The sequence below is a fragment of the Luteimicrobium sp. NPDC057192 genome (assembly GCF_042670205.1).
Taxonomy (GTDB): domain Bacteria; phylum Actinomycetota; class Actinomycetes; order Actinomycetales; family Cellulomonadaceae; genus Luteimicrobium.
Map to the genome: position 1 here is coordinate 72,386 of NZ_JBHUWD010000007.1, position 22,157 is coordinate 94,542.

The 22,157-nt window shown below is 72.7% G+C and carries 7 protein-coding genes; all 7 read left to right on the forward strand.

Annotated features, from left to right (window positions below):
• Window positions 1–93 precede the first annotated feature (93 nt).
• The 7 genes from ACFT5B_RS05690 (at window position 94) to ACFT5B_RS05720 (ending at window position 22,155) form a co-directional block, all read left to right on the forward strand.
• Window positions 94–312: a hypothetical protein gene (locus ACFT5B_RS05690; RefSeq protein ID WP_386797010.1), complete on the forward strand. Its 219-nt coding sequence runs from the start codon at window positions 94–96 to the stop codon at window positions 310–312.
• Between the two features lie 26 nt (window positions 313–338).
• Window positions 339–1,034 carry a demethylmenaquinone methyltransferase gene (locus ACFT5B_RS05695; RefSeq protein WP_386797011.1) on the forward strand — a complete coding sequence of 232 codons (696 nt, stop codon included), beginning with the start codon at window positions 339–341 and terminating at the stop codon, window positions 1,032–1,034.
• The gene (locus ACFT5B_RS05700; protein WP_386797012.1) at window positions 1,031–2,359 is read left to right on the forward strand and encodes a geranylgeranyl reductase family protein; all 1,329 of its coding nucleotides are present in this window, start codon (window positions 1,031–1,033) and stop codon (window positions 2,357–2,359) included. Before ACFT5B_RS05695 ends, ACFT5B_RS05700 begins: the two co-directional genes overlap by 4 nt.
• A gap of 57 nt (window positions 2,360–2,416) precedes the next feature.
• Window positions 2,417–3,448 carry a polyprenyl synthetase family protein gene (locus tag ACFT5B_RS05705; protein WP_386797013.1) on the forward strand — a complete coding sequence of 344 codons (1,032 nt, stop codon included), beginning with the start codon at window positions 2,417–2,419 and terminating at the stop codon, window positions 3,446–3,448.
• Window positions 3,449–3,676: 228 nt separating this feature from the next.
• On the forward strand, window positions 3,677–9,766 hold the full coding sequence (locus ACFT5B_RS05710) for an Ig-like domain-containing protein (RefSeq protein ID WP_386797014.1): 6,090 nt from the start codon (window positions 3,677–3,679) through the stop codon (window positions 9,764–9,766).
• Between the two features lie 72 nt (window positions 9,767–9,838).
• Window positions 9,839–15,895 carry an Ig-like domain-containing protein gene (locus tag ACFT5B_RS05715; protein ID WP_386797015.1) on the forward strand — a complete coding sequence of 2,019 codons (6,057 nt, stop codon included), beginning with the start codon at window positions 9,839–9,841 and terminating at the stop codon, window positions 15,893–15,895.
• Window positions 15,896–16,065: 170 nt separating this feature from the next.
• Window positions 16,066–22,155: an Ig-like domain-containing protein gene (locus tag ACFT5B_RS05720; RefSeq protein WP_386797016.1), complete on the forward strand. Its 6,090-nt coding sequence runs from the start codon at window positions 16,066–16,068 to the stop codon at window positions 22,153–22,155.
• Window positions 22,156–22,157: the final 2 nt, after the last annotated feature.

The window sequence follows — 22,157 nt, forward strand, 5'->3', positions numbered from 1 at the left end:
TGCGGCGGACCCCGCCTGAGCACGAGCGTGGTCGACGCACCGCACGACGGGACGACCAGCCGTCCGGTCGGCGGTCCGGAGGAGGAGACGACGATGAGCTACGAGACGCTGTTCCAGGCCGAGACCCTGCAGGCCCAGCGGGACGCGGCGTTCACGCGGGCGGCGCACGTGGCGGAGCTCCGGGCAGCGCGGCGTGCCTCGGCGTCCGACACAGGTCGCGTGCGGGGGTGGGCCGTCCGCCACCTGCCGGCGGTGTCGCTGCGGCCCCGCCACCGCCGTCCGGCGCCCGAGCGGGCTCGCCTCGCGGGCTGACGGGCGCGCACCAGTAGGCTGACCGCATGCCTCGCGCCAGCCTCGACAAGGACCCGGACGCCGTCGCGTCGATGTTCGACTCGATCGCGGGCCGCTACGACCTGACGAACGACGTCCTGTCCGTGGGCCAGGACCGCCGCTGGCGCAAGGCCACGGTCCGCGCGGTCGACGCGAAGCCGGGGGAGCGGGTCCTCGACCTCGCGGCGGGCACCGGCACGTCGAGCGAGCCGTACGCGAACCAGGGCATCCAGGTCGTGCCGTGCGACTTCTCCGTGGGCATGCTGCAGGTCGGCAAGAAGCGCAGCCCCGACCTCCCGTTCGTCGCGGGGGACGCGACGGCCCTCCCGTTCGCCGACGCGAGCTTCGACGCCGTCACCATCTCGTTCGGGCTCCGCAACGTCACCGACACCGAGGGCGCCCTGCGCGAGATGTTGCGCGTCGTCCGGCCGGGTGGCCGGCTCGTCGTCTGCGAGTTCTCGACCCCGACGTGGCCGCCGTTCCGCAAGGCCTACTCGGAGTACCTCGTGAAGGCGCTCCCGAAGGTCGCGGGCGCGATCACGCGCGAGGGCGGTTCGTACGACTACCTCGCCGAGTCGATCGAGGCCTGGCCCGACCAGGTGGGGCTCGCGAAGCTCATGCTGCGCGCCGGCTGGAGCAAGGTCGCCTACCTCAACCTCACGGGCGGCGTCGTCGCGCTGCACCGCGGGACGCGCCCCGAGTGAACCGTCCCGGCACGCCCGGCGGCTCCGCGGACGTGATCGTCGTCGGCGCGGGCCCGGCGGGCTCCGCCACCGCCGCGTGGTGCGCCGCCGCGGGCCTCGACGTCCTGCTGCTCGAGCGGTCGGCGTTCCCGCGCGACAAGGTCTGCGGCGACGGGCTCACGCCCCGCGCGGTCGGGGAGCTCGAGCGGCTCGGCGTGCGCCTCCCGCGCGCCGTGCGGAACGCCGGGCTGCGGCTCGTCGCGGACGGGCGCGCGCACGAGCTCCGCTGGCCCGACGTCCCCGGCTTCCCGTCCTACGGCCTCGCCCTGGCGCGCACCGAGCTCGACGAGGCGCTCGCCCGGCACGCCGAGCGTGCGGGGGCGACGCTGCTCGAGCGCACGCACGTCGTCGGGCCCGAGCTGGACGCACGCTCGGGTCGTGTCGTCGGGGTGGTCGCGCGCGCGGCCGACGAGCGTGGGCGCGCGACCGGCGAACCCGTGACCTACCGCGCCCCCGTCGTGGTCGCCGCCGACGGCGTCTCGTCCCGGTTCGCCGTCGCGCTCGGCCTGGAGCGTCGCGAGGACCGCCCGATCGGCGTCGCCGTGCGCACGTACGCGCAGCCGCCCGCGGCCTCTCCGTGGGGCACCGCGGGCGACGGTGGCGAGCGGTGGATGGAGTCGCACGTCGAGCTCTGGGAGGGTGCGCCGCGCACGTCCGCGCCGCTGTCGGGCTACGGCTGGCTGTTCCCCCTCGCCGACGGCACCGTCAACGTCGGGCTCGGGGCCGTCCACTCGACGCCCGCCCGGCAGTCCGCCGCCGACGCCGACCACCGCCGCACGCTCGACCGCTGGGTCGCGGGGCTCCCGGACGAGCTCGGGCTGGGCGCCGCGCACCGGGTCGCCCCGGTGCGGGGCGCGGCGCTCCCGATGGGTCTCAACAGGACCCCGCTCGCCACTCGCGGCGCGCTGCTCGTCGGCGACGCCGCGGGCATGGTCAGCCCGTTCAACGGGGAGGGCATCGGGTTCGGCCTGCAGGCCGGCCGGATCGCCGGCGAGATCGTCCCCCGGGCCCTCGCGGCGCGGTCCGCGGCGGAGCGCGAACGGCTCCTGACCGGCTACGACACCCGCGTGCGGGCCGAGCTCGGCGGCTTCTACACGCTGGGCCGCTACTTCACCCGGCTCATCGAGCAGCCGGCGCTCCATCGCCTCGCCGTCCGCCACGGTCTGCCGCGCCGCGCGGTCATGGACGTGGTGCTCCGGCTCTTCTCCGACTGCTACGACCCCCACGGCGGGGACTGGGTGGACCGGGCCGTCGCGGCAGCCGCGCGGCTCGTCCCGAGCGCGTGACGCGCCCCACGGTTCCGTGCGTCGAGGCGCCGTAAGCACGAGCGGCCCACTATCGTCGTGCCCGTGACATCCACACCCGCGGGCCCCGTGACCGCCGTCATCCCCGTCGTCGACGACGCGCTCGGCGCCCGGCTGGCCGCCCGCATGGAGCTCGTCGAGGAGCGGCTCGACGCGGCCGTCGCGAACGAGGACGCCCTCGTCGACGAGACGTCGCGGCACCTGCTCGCCGCCGGCGGCAAGCGGCTGCGCCCCTACCTGACGCTGCTCACCGCGGAGCTCGGCGACGGCGCGCGGGACGAGGTCCTCACCGCGGCCACGGTCGTGGAGCTCACCCACCTCGCGTCGCTCTACCACGACGACGTCATGGACTCGGCGTCCGTGCGCCGCGGCACGACCGCCGCCCACCAGGTGTGGGGCAACTCGGTCGCGATCCTCACGGGCGACCTCCTGTTCGCGCGCGCGTCGGGGCTCGTCTCCCAGCTCGGCCCCGAGGCCGTGCTGCTGCAGTCGAGCACGTTCGAGCGCCTGTGCCTCGGGCAGATGCACGAGACCGTCGGACCCCGCGACGGCGACGAGCCGGTCGCCCACTACCTGCAGGTCCTGTCCGACAAGACCGCGTCGCTCCTCGCGACGTCCGCGCGCTTCGGCGCGATGTTCGCAGGCTGCCCCGACGCCGTCGTCGACGCCGTGGCCGGGTTCGGCGAGAAGGCGGGCGTCGCGTTCCAGCTCGCCGACGACGTGCTCGACGTCGTGTCCGACGGCTCGCAGTCCGGGAAGACGCCCGGCACCGACCTGCGCGAGCACGTCCCGACCATGCCCGTGCTGCTGCTCCGCGAGCTCGTCGCGTCCCCCGAGGCGACCTCGGAGGACCGCGCGCTCCTCGCCCTGCTCGACGGTGACCTCGACGACGACGGCGTCCTGGCCGAGGCCGTCGCGGCCCTTCGTGCGCACCCCGTGGTCGAGCGGACGCGGGCGCAGGCCCTCGCCTGGTCGCAGGACGCCGTCGACGAGCTCCGCGAGGTGCCGGTGGGCCCCGTGCGCGACGCGCTCGAGGCCTTCGCGCAGGCCCTCGCCGACCGCGCCGCCTGACCTGCTGCGACGCGTCCCGCGCGTCGCGCGCGTCCGCTGTCGATGGGGAGATCTCCCCATCGGTGCCGTTTTTCGCCCCGCTGTGACGTCCGTTACTGTGGCTCGGCGCCCGTCTCCACGATCCGGGTCGCCGCACCAACGACAGACCTGACCGAGACAGACGACACGCAGGACGTGGCAGTGGGGCTCCTCCAGAACCTGTACACCCGACGTAAGACCGTGGCATCCGTGAGCACGGTCTCCGTCGTGTCCACCGCGATGGTGGCGCTCGCGCTCACGTACGACGGCGAGCCCACCGCGAAGGTCGACCTCAACGACTCCGGCGTCTGGGTGACGCGCGGCAGCGGCGAGCTCGGACGGTTCAACACGGCGGCCCAGGCGCTCGACGCGACGCTCCTGTCGTCGGGGTCGTCGGCGGACGTGCTGCAGGAGGGGACGACCGTCCTCTCGTTCGACCCGGGTCTCGGGATGCTCAGCCCGGTCGACGTCGCGGACGCCAAGCTCAAGGGCACGGCCAAGCTCCCGGCGGACGCGCAGGTGGGCCTCGGCGGGGCCGCGACCGCGGTCCTCGACACGGCCAAGGGCAACGTCTGGGTCGTGCCCGCGGTCGGCGTCGCGTCCTTCGACGAGGAGGTCACCGAGCCGGTCCTCACCGTGAAGAAGGGTGGCGCCCTCGCCGTCGGGCAGGACGGGACGGTGCACGTCGCGGACCCGTCCGGCACGCTCGTCACGGTCACGACGACGGACGACGGCACCGCCGCGCACACGTCGAAGCAGCGCCTCAAGGGGATGTCCGCGAGCGACGTGCTCCAGGTGACGGCCGTCGGCGACCAGGGCGTCGTCCTCGACGTGACGACGTCGACCCTGTACCTCCCGGGGCACCGCGTGAAGGTCGAGGGCACGGACCCCGTGCTGCAGCAGGCCGGGGCGGCGTCGTCGGACGTGGCGTACGCGACCACGGAGGGTCTGGTCACGCAGCCGCTCGACGGGTCGAAGGCCACGGTCCGCGAGGCCTCGGGCCGGCCGGCGGCCCCCGTGCACGTCGGCGACTGCACCTATGGGGCGTGGTCCGGCTCGGGTCAGGTGATCCGCGACTGCGACGGCACGACGCGCGACCTCGACCAGCACCTCGCCGGTCTCGACACCGCCGCGACGCTGCGGTACCGCGTCAACCGCTCGAACGTCGTCCTCAACGACCTCGCGTCGGGCACGGTGTGGCTGGCGGCCGACCAGTTCCAGAAGGTGAACGACTGGGAGCAGAAGGTCCCGGAGAACGCGAAAGGCGACCCGACCGACGCGAAGAACACCAAGCCCGAACAGGTCGACAAGCCGATCAAGAACCGGTCGGAGGAGAACCATCCGCCGATCGCCAAGGCCGACACGTTCGGGGTCCGCCCCGGCCGGTCGACGGTGCTGCCGGTCCTGGCGAACGACACCGATCCCGACGGGGACGTCCTGGCCGCCCAGCTCGACGGGCAGGGGCCGAGCAACGCGGCCGTGTCCCAGGTCATGGGCGGCGACGCGCTGCTCGCGACCACCGAGGACGACGCGAGCGGCGTCTCGACGTTCCGCTACAAGGTCACGGACGGCCGTCCGGGCGGCACCGACACGGCGGCCGTGAGGCTCACCGTCGTGCCGTACAGCGCGAAGGACCGCAGCCCCGAGCAGACCGGCGAGCCCGTGCTCCAGGTCTCGCGCGGCGGCACCGGGAAGATCAAGGTCCTGCCCTACTTCCGCGACCCCGACGGCGACGACCTGTACCTCGCCGACGCGACCGCGAAGACCAAGGGCGACGAGGTGCGCTTCGAGGCGGACGGGACCGTGGAGTACCGCGACGCGGGCTCGGCGACCGGCCGCAAGGCGGTCACGCTCTCCATCGCCGACGGCCTCGGCGGCCACGTCGACGGCACGCTGTGGGTCGAGGTCAAGGGTGACCAGAACGAGCCGCCCATCGCGGTCGGCGACCACGCGACGACCCAGCCGGGCCAGCCGGTCACGCTGTACCCCCTGCGCAACGACACCGACCCGAACGGCGACACCCTGCGCCTCGCGCAGCGCTCGCAGCCGGCGGGCAGCCAGGCCGTCCTGGGCGAGTCGGACGACACGATCCAGTTCGTCGCGGCCAAGCCCGGCTCGTACGTCGGGACGTACGAGGTCAGCGACGGCCCGTCCGCGACGACGGGCGTGTACCGCGTCGACGTGGTCGACCCGGACCGCGCCAGCGGCCCGCCCGTCGCGGTCCCCGACACGGGGCTGCTCCCGTCGAGCGGGCAGGCGCTCGTCGACGTGACGGCGAACGACTCCGACCCGGCCGGCGGCGTGCTCGTCGTGCAGTCCGTCGACGCGCCCGACGACGCCGGGTTCTCGGTCGCGGTCCTGGGCCACTCGGTGCTGCGGATCACCGAGACGCGCCACCTCGACGAGCCGGTGACGCTGCACTACACCGTGTCCAACGGCATCGACTCGGCGGTCGGTCAGGTGCGGGTCGTGCCCGTGCCGGCCCCGAACAAGCTGCACCCGCCGAACGCGGCCGCGGACCAGGTGAACGTCCACGTGGGCGACGTCGTGACGATCCCCGTGCTCGCGAACGACTCGCACCCCGACGGTCTCGACCTGTTCCTCCAGCCGAAGCTCGCGCGCGAGCCCGCGGCGTCGCTGGGCTCGGCGTTCGTCTCCGGCCAGGTCGTGCGGTTCCAGGCGGCCAAGAAGGCCGGGACGGCGTACCTCATCTACCGGGTGCAGGACAAGAACGGCCAGGAGGACTCCGCCCAGGTCACGGTGCACGTGCTCGACGGCGCGGAGAACTCCCCGCCGCGCCCCCCGACGGTCGTCGCGCGCACGGTCTCGGGCGGGTCCGTCACGATCACGCCGAAGCTCGACGGCATCGACCCGGACGGCGACTCGGTCCGCCTCACGGGCGTGGGCTCGGCGCCCTCGCAGGGCACCGCCAAGGTCACCGCGGGGACCATCGTCTACACGGCCGCGAAGAGCGCGACCGGCACCGACACGTTCCAGTACCTGGTCTCCGACCGTCGCGGCCAGACGGCGACCGGCACGGTCCGCGTGGGCGTCGCCCCGCCGCCGACCACCAACCAGCCGCCGGTCGCGGCCGACGACACGGTCACCGTGCGGCCCGGCCGCGCCGTGTCCGTCGCACCGCTCACCAACGACTCCGACCCCGACGGCGACCGCATCTCCCTCACGTCGACACTCGAGACGCAGGACGGCCTCAAGGCTCGGACGACGGACAACCTCGTCGCGTTCACCGCCCCCGACAAGGAGGGCACGACGACGATCTTCTACACGATCCAGGACGCCCGCGGGGCGCGCGCCACCGGTGCGATCGTGGTGACCGTCGACTCGAAGGCGCCCCTCAAGCCACCGGTCGCGAAGGACGACGTCGTGTCCGGCTCGGACGTCGTCGGGAAGACGGCGGTCGCGGTGCCGGTGCTCGCGAACGACTCCGACCCCGACGGCGCGGCGAGCGCGCTCACGGTGACCACCGCGCAGCGCGGCGTCACCGTCGGGAAGGACGGCGTGCTGAGCGTGCCGCTCACCGAGGACGAGCAGGTGTTCCGGTACACGGTCACGGACCCCGACGGCAAGACGGACTCGGCGTTCGTGTGGGTGCCGGCGCTGCAGGTCGACGAGCCGACGCTGCGGCCCGACGCCAAGCCGCTCACCGTCCGCAGCGGCGAGACCCTCAAGGTCGACATCCGCGACCAGGTGCGCGTCGCCGACGGCAAGACGCCGCAGCTCACCGAGGAGGCCAAGGTCAAGGCCGTCAACGGGTCGCGCGACGTCGTCGACACGCACACCATCACGTTCGTCTCCGACGACAGGTTCGTCGGGCAGGCGAGCCTGAGCTTCGAGGTCACGGACGGCAAGGGCGCGGGCGACCCGAAGGGCCACGTCGCGACGCTCACCGTCCCGATCAAGGTCACCGCCCCGGCGAACCAGGCGCCGCAGTTCACGGGCACCCCGACCGTCTCCGTCGGGGCGGGCGACTCCAAGGGCGGCGACGTCGACCTCGCGAGCTTCGCGACCGACGTCGACGACGACGCGCTCGCCTTCAAGGTCGGGCGCGTCCCGGCCGGGGTCGGGGTGACGACCGACGGCGGCAGCATGCACGTCGTGGCCGATCCCGAGACCCCCAAGGGCACGCACGTCGAGGTCCCGGTGACGGTCACGGACGGCAAGCCGGGCCACAAGCCGGCGGCCGGCACGGTCCAGGTCACGGTCACCGCGTCGAACCGGCACCTCCCGGTCGCGAACGAGGACGTCGTCGAGAAGGCCGCGCAGGGCAAGCCGGTGACGATCGACGTGCTCGCCAACGACACCAACCCGTTCGCCGACGAGGGCAAGGCGCTGACGATCGTCTCGGCGACCGTCGAGAGCGGGGACGCGAGCCAGCCCGTGATCCGCGGCGGGAAGCTCGTCGTCACGCCGGGCGCCGACTTCCACGGCCAGATCGCGCTGCGGTACACGATCCAGGACGCGACGAAGGACCCGGACCGCCAGGTCGAGGGCCAGGTCCTCGTCACGGTGCAGGGGCGTCCCGACGCCCCCGCCAAGCCCGAGATCGGGACGATCGAGTCGCACCAGGTGACGCTGTCCTGGAGCCCGCCGAACAACAACGGCGCGTCGATCACCTCGTACACGGTCACGCCGTCGGGCGGCGCGGCCCAGCAGTGCGCCACGACCACCTGCACGATCACGGGCCTGACCAACGACACCGAGTACACGTTCACGGTCGTCGCGAACAACGAGGTCGGCGCGTCCGACCCGTCGCCCGAGTCCGACTCCGCGCGCCCCGACGCGCGCCCGGACCGTCCGGCGGCACCGACGCTCGACTTCGGCGACGGCGAGCTCACGGTCCACTGGACAAACAAGCCGTACTCCGACCGGTCGGCGATCGAGTCCGTGAACCTGCTGATCTCCCCGGCGGCCCCCGACGGGACGACCGAGCTGCAGGGGGTCACCGGCACGACGACGGTCTGGAAGGGCCTCGCCAACGGCGTCTCGTACACCGTGTCCGTGCAGGCCGTGAACAAGGCGCCGGACCCGTCCGACTGGTCCGCGCCGTCCGCGGCGATGGTCCCGGCGGGCAAGCCCGACGCGCCCGGCAAGCCGAGCGTCACGCGCACCTCGATCGGCTCGACGTCGCAGATGAAGGTCACCTGGGCGCCCCCGGCGGACCACGGTGCCGAGATCACGGGCTACGACATCCAGGTGCTGCAGGGCGGCAAGGCGGTCAAGAACGTCACCGCCTCCGGGTCCGCGACGAGCTCGACGATCGGTGTCAGCGCGGACGTCACGGACTACACGTTCCAGGTGCGCGCCAAGAACAAGGCGACCGCGAAGTTCGGTGCGGCGCCGTGGAGCCCGCAGACGGCGCCCGTGCGCGCGTTCGCGAAGCCGAGCGCCGTCTCGACCCTCAGCGCGACGGCGACCGGCGCGAACAGCCAGGTCAAGCTCGCGTGGGGCAGGGCCACCGCGGCCGGCCTCAACGCCGGCGAGATCATGTACCAGTACTCCGCGTGCGGCGGCGGCTGGACGAACATCTCGAACGGTGCCACGAGCGCGACCGTCACGTGCGGCAGCAACGGGACCCAGTACACGTACAAGGTGCGCGCGGTGCCGAACGTCGACGGGCTCGACGAGGCGAACGCCGGCGCTGCGGCGTCGGCGACGGCGACGCCGTACGGGCCGGTCTCCAAGCCGACCGTCAGCGCCGCCCTGTCGGGCAAGGTCGGGAGCCAGACGATCACCTTCAAGGTCACCGGCAAGACCAACGGCCGTGCGATCACGGTCAAGGTCACGGGCGCCAAGTCGACGTCGTTCACGGTCTCGAGCGGTTCGGCCACCAAGACGTACACGGTCTCCGGGCTGGGCTACAGCGTGACCAAGAAGGTCTGCGCCACGGCGACCGACGGCCACACGACGTCGGCCCAGGCGTGCGCCTCCAAGACGACCGGGAAGAAGCCGGAGCCCGTGCTCAAGGCGAGCCCGGGCACGACCCACAAGCTCCCTGACAGCATCGGCACCCCCGGGAACTGCGGCAACGACTCGTGCGCCTGGGGCCACCTGACCATCACGGGCGCCGCGGCCAACACGTCGTTCACGGTCACCTGCTACGGCGGCGGCGACATGATCGGCTCGGGCGGCTACAACCACGACACGTCCGGCAAGACGCTGAAGACCGACGGCAGCGGGAACTACTCGGGCGACCAGATGTGCGTCTACGGACAGCCCGGCGGCAGCTTCTACATCGACACCAACAAGTTCGGGAAGACGCCGACGATCAACTGGAGCTAGCCGCCCGGCCGCTCGACACGGAACACCGGCGCCCTCGACGGGCACCGCCAGGAAGAACGCAGGACGACAGCCGTGGGGCTCCTTCAGAACCTCTACGCCCGGCGCAAGACCGTGGCCTCGGTGAGCACGGTCTCCGTGGTCTCGACCGCGATGGTCGCGCTCGCGCTGACCTACCGCGGCGAGCCGACCGCCAAGGTCGAGCTGAACGACTCGGGCGTCTGGGTCACACGCGCCACGGGCGCCGAGCTGGGCCGCTTCAACACGGCCGCCCAGGCGCTGGACGCGACGCTCGTCTCGTCGGGGACGTCCGCGGACGTGCTGCAGGAGGGGACGACCGTCCTCGCGTCGGACCCGAGCCTCGGCACGCTCAGCCTGGTGGACGTCGCCGACTCGAAGCTCAAGGGCACGGCCAAGCTCCCCGCGAGCGCGCAGGTGGGCCTCGGCGGCGGTGCGACCGCCGTCCTCGACACCGAGAGGGGGCACGTCTGGGTCGTCCCTGCGGCCGGGGTCGCGTCGTTCGACCAGGACGTCACCGAACCGGTCGCCACGGTGAAGAAGGGCGCGGCCCTCGCGGTGGGCCCGGACGGGACGGTGCACGTCGCGGACCCGTCGGGCACGCTCACGACCGTCACCACGACGGAGGACGGCACCGCGCAGCACGTCTCGCGCGAGCACCTCGACGGCGTGGGGACGGGCGACGTGCTCGCGGTCACGGCGGTCGGCTCGCACGCGGCCGTGCTCGACGTGACGTCGTCGACGCTGTACCTCCCCGGGCACGAGGTGGAGGTCGAGGGCACCGACCCGGTGCTCCAGCAGGCGGGCGGTGCGTCGTCGTCGGTCGCGTACGCGACGACGACCGGGCTCGTCTCGCAGCCGCTCGACGGCTCGGAGGCGACGGTGCGCACCGCGCAGGGTCGCCCGGTGTCCCCCGTCCAGGTGGGCGACTGCACGTACGGGGCGTGGTCGGGCTCGGGCCAGGTGCTCCGCGACTGCACGGGGACGACCCGTGACCTCGACCAGCGCCTGGCAGGCCTGGACTCGGCGTCGACGCTGCGGTACCGGGTGAACCGGTCCAACGTCGTCCTCAACGACCTCTCCTCGGGCACGGTGTGGCTCGCCGCCGACCAGTTCCAGAAGGTCGACGACTGGGAGCAGAAGGTCCCGGAGCACGCGAAGGGCGAGCAGTCGGACGCGAAGGACGACAAGCCGGAGCAGGTCGACAAGCCGATCACGCACCGCACCGACAAGAACCGGAAGCCTGTCGCCAAGGACGACCGGTTCGGCGTCCGTCCGGGCCGGTCGACCGTGCTGCCGGTGCTGTCCAACGACACGGACCCCGACGGTGACGTCCTGGCGGCGCAGCTCGACGGGCAGGGGCCGGGCAACGCCGCCGTGTCCCAGGTCATGGGCGGCGACGCGCTGCTCGCCACCACCGACGACGCGTCCGAGGGGGTCTCGACCTTCCGCTACAGGGTGACGGACGGGCGCGGGGGCGCGGACACGGCGACGGTGCGGCTCACCGTCGTGCCGTACAGCTCCAACAAGAAGCCGGACCAGACGGGGGAGCCCGTCCTCACGATCGTGCGTGGGGGCACGGGCACCATCAAGGTCCTGCCGTACTTCCGCGACCCCGACGGCGACGACCTGTACCTCGCGGACGCGACCGCGAAGACCAAGGGCGACGAGGTCCGGTTCGAGCGCGACGGCACGGTCGAGTACCGCGACGCCGGGGCGACGACGGGGCGCAAGGCCGTCTCGGTCACCGTCTCCGACGGCCTCGGCGGGACGACCGAGGGCACGCTGTGGGTCGACGTCAAGGGAGCCGGCAACCAGCCGCCCGTCGCCGTGGGTGACCACGCGGTCACGCAGCCGGGCCAGCCCGTCACCGTGTCCCCGCTGCGCAACGACACGGACCCGAACGCCGAGAGCCTGCGCCTCGCGACCGTCGAGCAGCCCTCCGGGGCGAAGGTCACGCCGAACTACGACGCCGGGACGTTCCAGCTGGTCGCCGACCGGCCGGGGTCCTACGTCGGGACCTACCAGGTGAGCGACGGCCCCGCGGCGACGACCGGCGTCTACCGGGTGGACGTCGTCGACCCCGGCAAGGCGGCGGGTCCGCCCGTCGCTGTCCCGGACACCGCGCTCCTGCCCTCGGGCGGGCAGACGCTCGTCGACGTCCTCGCGAACGACTCCGACCCCGCGGGCGGCGTGCTCGTCGTGCAGTCCGTGGAGGTCCCTGACGGCGCGGGCGTGACCGTGGCGGTGCTCGGCCACTCGGTGCTGCGGATCACCGAGACCCGCAACGTCGAGAAGCCCGTGACGCTGCGCTACACCGTCTCCAACGGGACGGACTCGGCGGTCGGGCAGGTGCGCGTCGTGCGTGTGCCGCCGCCGAGCCGCCTCCACGCGCCCAACGCGACGGCCGACGAGGCGTCGGTGCACGTCGGCGACGTCGTGACGATCCCGGTGCTCGCGAACGACACCCACCCCGACGGGCTCGAGCTGCTGCTCCAGCCGAAGCTCGCGCGCGAGCCCGCGGCGTCGCTCGGGACGGCGTTCGTCTCGGACCAGGTGGTGCGCTTCCAGGCGGGCTCGAAGCCGGGCACGGCGTACCTCATCTACCGGGTGCGGGACAAGAACGGCCAGGAGGACTCCGCCCAGGTGACGGTGCACGTCCTGGGCGGCGCCGAGAACTCGCCGCCCAAGCCGCCGACGATCCTCGCGCGGACCGTCTCGGGCGGCTCGGTGACCATCACGCCGCAGCTCGACGGGACCGACCCCGACGGCGACTCGGTGCGCCTCACGGGCATCGGCTCGCCCGCGTCGAAGGGGACGGCCACGGTCACGGCCGGGACGATCGTCTACACGGCCGCGAAGACGTCCACGGGGACCGACACCTTCCAGTACGAGGTGCAGGACAGGCGAGGCCAGCAGGCGACCGGGACCGTCCGCGTGGGCATCGCGCCGCCGCCGACCACCAACCAGCCGCCCGTTGCCGTCGACGACGCCGTGACGGTCCGGCCGGGGCGCGCGGTGTCCGTGGCGCCGCTGACGAACGACTCCGACCCCGACGGCGACCGCATCTCGCTGGTCTCCAGGCTGCGGGCGCCCGACGGGCTCGAGGCCGGCACCGAGGGCAACCTCGTCGTGCTCACGGCACCCGAGAAGCCCGGGACGTCGTCGATCTTCTACACGGTCCAGGACACGCACGGCGCGCGGGCGTCCGGCGCGATCGTCGTCACGGTCGACTCGAAGGCGCCGCTCCGTGCTCCGGTCGCCAAGGACGACGTCGTGTCCGGCGCGGACGTGGTCGGGAAGACCGCGGTCGCGGTGCCCGTCCTCGCGAACGACTCCGACCCCGACGGCGCCGCGAGCGCTCTGACCGTCACCACGGCCCAGCCCGGCGTGACGGTCGGCGACGACGGCGTGCTGAGCGTGCCCCTGACCGACCGTGACCAGGTCTTCCGGTACACGGTCACGGACCCGGACGGGCTGACCGGCTCGGCGTTCGTGTGGGTGCCGGCCCTCCAGACGCAGGTCCCGACGCTGCGCGCCGACGCGCCGCCGCTCACCGTGCGCAGCGGTGAGCCGCTCAAGGTCGACATCCGTTCGCTCGTCCGTGTCGCGGACGGGAAGACGCCGCGCCTCACGACGGACGCGAAGGTGAAGGCCGTCAACGGGACCCGGGTCGTCACCGACGTCCACCGGATCACGTTCACGTCCGACGCGAAGTTCGTCGGGCAGGCGAGCCTGAGCTTCGAGGTGACGGACGGCACCGGCCCGGGCGACCCGAAGGGGCACGTCGCGACGCTGACGGTCCCCATCACCGTCACCTCGCCCCAGAACCTGCCACCCGTGTTCTCGGGGAGGCCCGCGGTCGACGTCGGGCAGGGCGACCACGAGCCCGGCACGACGGACCTCGCGGGCGCCGTGACGGACCCCGACGGCGATGCCCTGACCTTCAAGGTCGCGAAGGCGTCCTCGGGCCTGCACGCCGAGGTCGACGCCGACGGCATGCTGTCGGTGACCGCGGACCCCTCGCTCGCGAAGGGCTCGGACGGGACCGTCGCCGTGACGGTCACCGACGGGCAGCACCCCGCGGTCGCGGGCCAGGTCCACGTCGCCGTGGTGGCGTCGAACCGTCACGTGCCGGTCGCGGTCGAGGACGACGTGCCCGAGGCCCTCGCGGGCCAGGAGCTCGCGATCCCGGTCCTCGCGAACGACGTGAACCCGTTCGCCGACGACGGCAAGCCGCTCACGCTCACGGCCGTCGTCCTGGAGTCGGGCAGCGCGAGCCAGCCCGTCGTGCGGGGGGACGAGGTCGTCGTCACGCCCGACGCCGACTTCCACGGCCAGATCGCGCTGCGCTACTCGATCCAGGACGCCACCAAGGACCCGGACCGGCAGGTCGACGGCCAGGTCCTCGTCACGGTCCAGGGGCACCCGGACGCCCCCGCGAAGCCCGAGATCGGCACCATCGAGTCGCACCAGGTGACGCTCTCGTGGAGCCCGCCGAACAACAACGGCGCCGACATCACCTCGTACACGGTGACGCCGTCGTCGGGCGCGCCGCAGAAGTGCGTCACCACGACGTGCACGATCACGGGCCTGACGAACGACCAGGACTACACGTTCACCGTCGTCGCGACGAACGCCGCGGGCGACTCGGAGCCGTCCCCGGCGTCCGACACCGCGCGGCCCGACGAGCGCCCCGACGCGCCGGACGCCCCGACGCTCGAGTTCGGCGACGGCGAGCTCACGGTCACGTGGACGAACCGGACGTACACCGACCGGTCCGCCATCGAGAAGGTGAACCTGCAGATCTCGCCGGCCGCGCCCGACGGCTCGACGCAGCTGCCGAGCATCACGGGCACGACGACGGTCTGGAAGGGCCTGAAGAACGGCGTCGCGTACAAGGTGCAGGTCCAGGCCGTGAACGGCGCACCCGAGCCCTCCGACTGGGGGGCGTGGTCCGCGACGGAGACGCCGGCGGGCAAGCCCGCCGCTCCGGCCAAGCCGTCCGTCGCGCGCAAGTCCCTCGGCACGACGTCGCAGATGCAGGTCACGTGGGTCGCGCCCGTCGACAACGGCGGCGCGCTCACGGGCTACGACGTCCAGGCGCTGCAGAACGGCAGCGTCGTCACGACGGTCACGGCGAGCGGCTCCGCGACCAGCGCGACGGTCGACGTCGGCGCCGACACCACGGACTACACGTTCCGGGTCCGGGCCAAGAACAAGGCCACGGAGAAGTTCGGCGACGCCGAGTGGAGCCCCGTCACGGACGCGATCCGCGCGTTCGCCGCGCCGGGCTCGGTCGCGGGGCTCGAGGCGTCCCCGACGGGGTCGAACTCGCAGGTCGCGCTCACGTGGGACCGAGCGACGGCCGCCGGGCTCGGGTCGGGCGAGATCATGTACCAGTACACGGCGTGCGGCGGGGGCTGGACCGACGCCGGTGCGGGCGCGACGTCCGCGACGGTCACCTGCGGCGACAACGGGACGCCGTACACCTACCAGGTGCGCGCGGTCCCGGACGTCGAGGGCGTCGACGAGAACAACGCCGGCCCGGCGTCGTCGGCGACGGCGACCCCGTACGGGCCGCTGCCCGCGCCCGAGGTCAGCGCCTCTGCGGGCGCCGGCAAGGTCACCTTCACGTGGTCGACGTCCGGCAACGGCCGCGACTACACCGTCAGCGGCGACACCACCGCGAAGTCGGGGTCGAAGGACGTGGGCGGCACGTACCCGAACACGATCCGGTTCTGCGTCACCGTGACGGCGACGAGCGGGGCAGCGGCCTCGCAGCAGACCTGCGCGACGGGGTCGCCGACGAAACCGCACGTGGTCGTCTCGAGCGGTCCGCAGATGGACGTCAGCGGCTGCACGGGCTCGGTCTGCCACCGGTTCGACGTGACGCCGAGCTCGGACTTCCCGAGCGGGAGCCACTCGGTCGAGTGCATGTGGACCTACGGCGGCGCCGACCACTCGGTCGCGGGCCACAGCTCCCAGGTGACGCTCAACGCCGGGCAGACGACCACGATGGGCTGCGTCGCGGGCCACAACAACGGCGCCGTCGCGTGGGTCATCGTCGACGGCGTGTCGTACAAGGAGGACGCGATCACGTGGCCGAACTGACGGGGGGCCCGGTGGGACGTCGCGGCTCGGACGTCGAAGGGCCGGGTATCATACGCGGACGTGTCGCCCGTGCAAGGTGTGCGGCGTCTCTGACCATGCACCGACGACTTGCAGGGTGAGCAGTGGGGATTCTTCAGAGCCTGGGTTCCAGGCGCAGGTCCGTGGTGTCCGTGAGCACGGTGTCGGTCGTGTCGACCGCGATGATCGCGCTCGCGCTGACGTACGACGGCGAGCCGACCGCCCGGGTCGACCTGAACGACTCGGGCGTGTGGGTCACCCGAGGGACCGGTGCCGAGGTCGGACGCTTCAACACCGCCGCGCAGGCCCTCGATGCGACGCTGGTGTCGTCCGGCACCTCCGTCGACGTGCTGCAGCAGGCGGAGACCGTCCTCGCGTTCGACCCGAGCCTCGGCACGCTCAGCCCGGTCGACGTCGCGGACGCCAAGCTGAAGGGCACCGCGAAGCTTCCCGCTGACGCCCAGGTCGGGCTCGGCGCGGCCACGACCGCGATCCTGGACCCCGCCGACGGCCGCGTCTGGGTCATCCCAGCGACGGGCGTCGCGTCGTTCGACCCTGAGGTCACCGAGCCCGCCGCGAAGGCGCGGAAGAACGCGGTGGTCGCCGTCGGGGTCGACGGGGCGGTCCACGTGGCCGACCCGTCGGGCACCCTCACCACGATCACGACGACGGACGAGGGTACGGCGCAGAAGGTCACGCGACGCCACCTCACCGGCATCGGCGCGAACGACGCCCTCGCCGTGACGGCCGTGGGCACGACCCCGGTCGTGCTGGACCTGACGACCCAGAAGCTCCACCTGGCCGACGCGACGGTGGCCCTCGACGGCGCCGACCCCGTCCTCCAGCAGCCGAGCGCCGCGTCGTCGACGGTCGCGCTGGCGACGACGTCGGGCCTCGTGTCGCAGCCGCTGGACGGCTCTACCGCGTCGGTGCAGGCTGCGTCGGGCCGTCCCGTCGCGCCCGTGCAGGTCGCGGGCTGCACGTACGGCGCCTGGTCGCAGACGGGGCAGGTCGTCCGTGACTGCGCCGGCACGATGCACGACCTCGACCAGCACATCGACAGCGGCGACGCGACGCTGCGCTACCGGGTGAACCGGTCGAACGTCGTCCTGAACGACCTCGCGGCCGGCACGGTCTGGCTCGCGGCCGACGAGTACCAGAAGGTCGACGACTGGGAGCAGAAGATCCCGGAGGACGCCAAGGGAGATCCGACGGACGCGGCCGACCAGACGCCCGAGCAGGTCGACAAGCCGATCACGCACCGGAGCGAGAAGAACCACCCGCCCGTTGCCAAGGACGACACGTTCGGCGTCCGGCCCGAGCGCTCGACCGTCCTTCCCGTGCTCATGAACGACACCGACGCCGACGGTGACGTGCTCGCCGCCGAGGTCGAGGGCGACGGCCCGCCCAACGCGGTCGTCTCGCAGGTGCTCGGGGGAGACGCGCTCCTCGCCACGACGGACGACACGTCGGCGGGCAGCTCGACGTTCCGGTACCGCGTGAGCGACGGTCGGGGTGGCGAGGACACCGCGTCGGTCCGGATCAAGGTCGTCCCCTACGACGTGAACCACAAGCCCGAGCAGACCGGAGAGCCGGTGCTCACGGTCGTACGCGGGGGGACCGGCACCATCAAGGTGCTCCCGTACTTCCGCGACCCCGACGGCGACGACCTCTTCCTCGCCGACGCCGCGGCCAAGGTCAAGGGCGACGAGGTCCGCTTCGAGACCGACGGCACGGTCGAGTACCGGGACGCGGGCGCCGCGACGGGCCGCAAGGCAGTCACGCTCACCGTCAGCGACGGCATGGGCGGCAGCGCGCAGGGCACGCTCTGGGTCGAGGTCAAGGGCGCCGGCAACCAGCCGCCCGTCACCGTGGGGGACCACGCGACCACTCGCCCCGGCGAGCCGGTCACCGTCTATCCGCTGCGCAACGACACGGACGCCAACGGCGACGCGCTGCGTCTCGCGAGCGTGTCGCAGCCGTCGGGCGCCAAGGTCAGCCCGTCGTACCCGACGGGCTCCTTCCAGCTCGTCGCCGACAAGCCCGGCTCGTACGTCGGCACCTATCAGGTCAGCGACGGCCCGACCGCGACGACCGGCGTCTACCGGGTGGACGTCGTCGCGCCGACGACGAAGGCGGGTCCGCCCGTCGCGGTCCCGGACACGGCGCTTCTCCCGTCGGGTGGCCAGACGCTCGTCGACGTCCTCGCGAACGACACCGACCCGGCGGGCGGCGTGCTCGTCGTGCAGTCGGTCGACGTGCCCGCGGACGCCCCGGTGACGGTGGCCGTCCTCGGCCACTCGGTCCTGCGGATCACGGAGGCGCGGCACCTCAAGGAGCCGGTGACCGTCCGCTACACGGTCTCGAACGGGACCGACAGCTCCGTGGGCCAGGTGCGAGTGATCCCGGTGCCGCCACCCAACAAGCTGCACCCGCCGCACGCCGTCGCCGACGAGGCGACCGTGCACGTCGGTGACGTCGTCACGATCCCCGTGCTCGCCAACGACACCCACCCGGACGGCCTCGCCCTGCTCCTGCAGAAGAAGCTGGCTCGCGAGCCGGCCGCCTCGCTGGGCCGCGCGTTCGTGTCCGACGACGTCGTGCGGTTCCAGGCGACCGGTAAGACCGGCACCGCCTACCTCATCTACCGGGTGCGGGACAAGAACGGGCAGGAAGACTCCGCGCAGGTCACGGTCCACGTGCTCGGCGACGCCCAGAACACGCCGCCCGCCCCGCCGACCGTCACGGCGCGTGCGACGAGCGGCGGCACCGTGACGATCGTCCCGAAGCTCGACGGCATCGACCCCGACGGCGACTCGGTGCGCCTGGCCGGGCTCGCGTCGGCGCCTGCGCTCGGGACCGCCGAGGTCACGGCCGGCACGATCGTCTACACGGCGGGCGAGGGTTCCGTCGGCACCGACTCGTTCCAGTACCGCGTCATCGACCGGCGCGGCCTCGACGCTGTCGGCACGATCCGCGTCGGGATCGCCCCGCGGACCACCGTCAACCAGCCGCCGGTCGCGGTGAACGACACGGTCACGGTCCGTCCGGGCCGCAGCGTGAGCGTCGCTCCGCTGAAGAACGACTCCGACCCGGACGGGGACGCGATCTCGCTCGCCGGCGACCTGCGCCTCTCACCGGGGATCAGCGCGAAGCGTGAGGGCAACCTCGTGGCGTTCACGGCCCCCGACCAGAAGGGCACGTGGGCGGTCTACTACACGGTCGCCGACACGCGGGGAGGCCGCGCGACCGGCACGATCGTCGTGACGGTCGACAGCAAGGCGCCGCTCCAGCCGCCCGTCGCGCAGGACGACATCGTGTCCGACACCGACGTCGCGGACAAGAAGGTCGTGCTCGTCGACGTCCGCGCGAACGACTCCGACCCGGACGGCGCTCCGAGCGCGCTGAAGGTCACGACGAAGCAGCCGGGCGTCACGGTCCGCCCGGACGGGGGAGTCTCCGTCCCGCTCACGGACAAGCCTCAGGTGTTCCCCTACACGGTCACCGACCCGGACGGCCTGACGGACCAGGCGTTCGTGTGGGTGCCGGCGCTGCCGTCAGCCGTCCTCAAGCCGGACGACCCGAAGAAGCCTGACGAGAAGGACCCGACCGCGACGACGCCGCCCCAGCCGGCCGTCCAGCCGCTCACGGTGAAGAGCGGCGAGCCGCTGACCATCGACGTCCGCCGGCAGGTCAAGGTCGGCAGGGGCCTGACCGCCCGTCTCACGACCGAGTCGAAGGTCAAGGCGGTGAACGGCTCGCGCGACGTCCTGGACACCCACACCATCCGGTTCGTGTCCGACGAGCGCTACGCCGGCGACGCGTCGGTCTCGTTCGAGGTGACCGACGGGAAGACCGCCGACGACCCGAAGGGGCGCACGCTCGTCGTGACCGTCCCCATCAAGGTGACGCCGCCCGAGAACGTGCCGCCGGTGCTCGCCGGGAACCCCGCCGTGCGGGTCGGGGCGGGCGACGCCGAGGGACAGGACGCCGACCTCACGAGCATCGCGTCCGACCTCGACGAGGACACGCTGACGTACCGCCTCGGCACGGTGCCGGACGGGGTCGAGGCGACGATCTCGGACGGCATGGTGCACGTCGTCGCGAAGTCCGACACCCCCAAGGGCACCCAGCTCAGCGTGCCGTTCGTCGTCGGCGACGGGAACAAGGGCCACGACGTCGAGGGCGCTGTCGCCGTGACGGTCGTCGCGTCGAACCGGGCGCTCCCGGTCGCGGTCGAGGACGTCGTCGAGAAGGCGCCGCAGGGCAAGCTCCTGACCATCCCCGTGCTCGAGAACGACACCAACCCGTTCGAGGTCGAGGGCACGCCGCTCACCCTCGTCTCGGTGACGATGGACACGCAGAGCGACGCCAGCACGCCGGTGGTCAAGGACAACCAGGTCGAGATCACCCCGGGGGCGGACTTCCACGGCCAGATCGCGCTGCGGTACACGATCCAGGACGCGACCAAGGATCCCGACCGCCAGGTCGAGGGGCACGTCCTCGTGACGGTGCAGGGCCGACCGGATGCGCCGGTCAAGCCGGAGATCGGCACGATCGAGTCCCACCAGGTGACGCTGTCGTGGAGCCCGCCGAACAACAACGGTGCGGAGATCACCTCGTACACGGTGACGCCGTCGTCGGGTGCGCCGCAGGAGTGCATGACGACGACGTGCACGATCACGGGCCTGACGAACGACCAGGACTACACGTTCACAGTCGTCGCGAACAACGAGGTCGGCGCGTCCGACCCGTCGCCCGAGTCCGACACCGCACGTCCCGACCAGCGTCCGGACCAGCCCGCGGCGCCGACTCTTGAGTTCGGCGACGGCGAGCTCACGGTGACCTGGGCCAACCAGGCGTACTCGGACCGGTCGGCCATCCAGAAGGTCAACCTGCGGATCTCGCCGGCACCCGCGAGCGGCGTCTCGGAGATCGACGGCGTCACCGGGACCACCACGGTGTGGAAGGGACTCACCAACGGCACGGCCTACACCGTGCAGGTGCAGGCCGTGAACAACGCGCCGGAACCGTCCGACTGGTCGGCGGCGTCGGCTTCGGAGTTCCCGGCGGGCAAGCCGGCCGCGCCCGCGCAGCCGGACGTCACCCGGACGTCGATCGGCACGACGTCCCAGATGAAGGTCACCTGGAAGACGCCGAACGACAACGGCGCGGACATCTCGGGCTACGACATCGCCGTGATGCAGGGCTCGACCACCAAGAAGACCGTGACGGCGGCCGGCTCCGCCACCTCGGCGACGATCGAGGTCGGCGCGAGCACGACCGGGTACACGTTCAAGCTCCGGGCCAAGAACAAGGCCACGGACAAGTTCGGGGACGCGGCCTGGAGCCCGGCCTCCGCGCCCGTCCGCGCTTTCGCCGCGCCGCCCGCCCCCACGGGGCTCAAGGCGAAGGCGACGGAGCGGGACGGCACCGTCGAGCTCACCTTCACGGGCTCGTCGCTGTCGGGCACCGGTCTCTCGTCGAGCGAGGTGTCGTACCAGTACTCGACGGGTGGCGGCTGGAACACGCTGGCGTCGAGCAAGGTCGTCTCCGGCCTGTCGAACGGGAAGAGCTACACGTTCCAGGTGCGGGCCGTCGCCAAGGTCGACGGCACGTCGACCGAGGGTGCCGCGAGCGGCAAGGCGTCCGCGACGCCCTACGGCCCGCCGGACGCGCCGACCATCTCCTGGAACGGCTGGTCGGGCTCGGGCGGCTCCTACACGGGCTCGTTCGACGTGACGCTGCACAACACCAGCGGGCGCGACGTCACGGTGACGACGAACGGCACGGTCGGCTCCTTCACGGTGGCGTCGGGTGCGACGGTCACCAAGAAGGTCGGGACCGCGACGGTCGGCTACTCGTCGTCCGTCACGCTCAAGGCGACCAGCACCAACCCGGCGGGCTCGGCGAGCGCCACCAAGGCGTCGAGCGACAGCCCGGCCAAGCCGCAGCCCGTACAGAAGCTGTGGATCACCAGGGACCCGGCGCAGACCGTCTACCCGGGCGACTGCTCGTCGGCCGTCTGCCACCGCATGATCCTCAACACCGAGAACTACGCGGACGGCGGCAAGACCATCAAGGTCATGTGCCAGTACGGTAGCCAGACTCCCTGGTCGAACTACACGTACACCGTGCCGGTGACCGGGACCGTCAAGCTGCAGTGCGCCATCGCGGACTGGGACTCCAAGACTCACGCGCTCGTGTACGGGCCGAGCGGCACCGTGACGGCCTCCTACTAAGG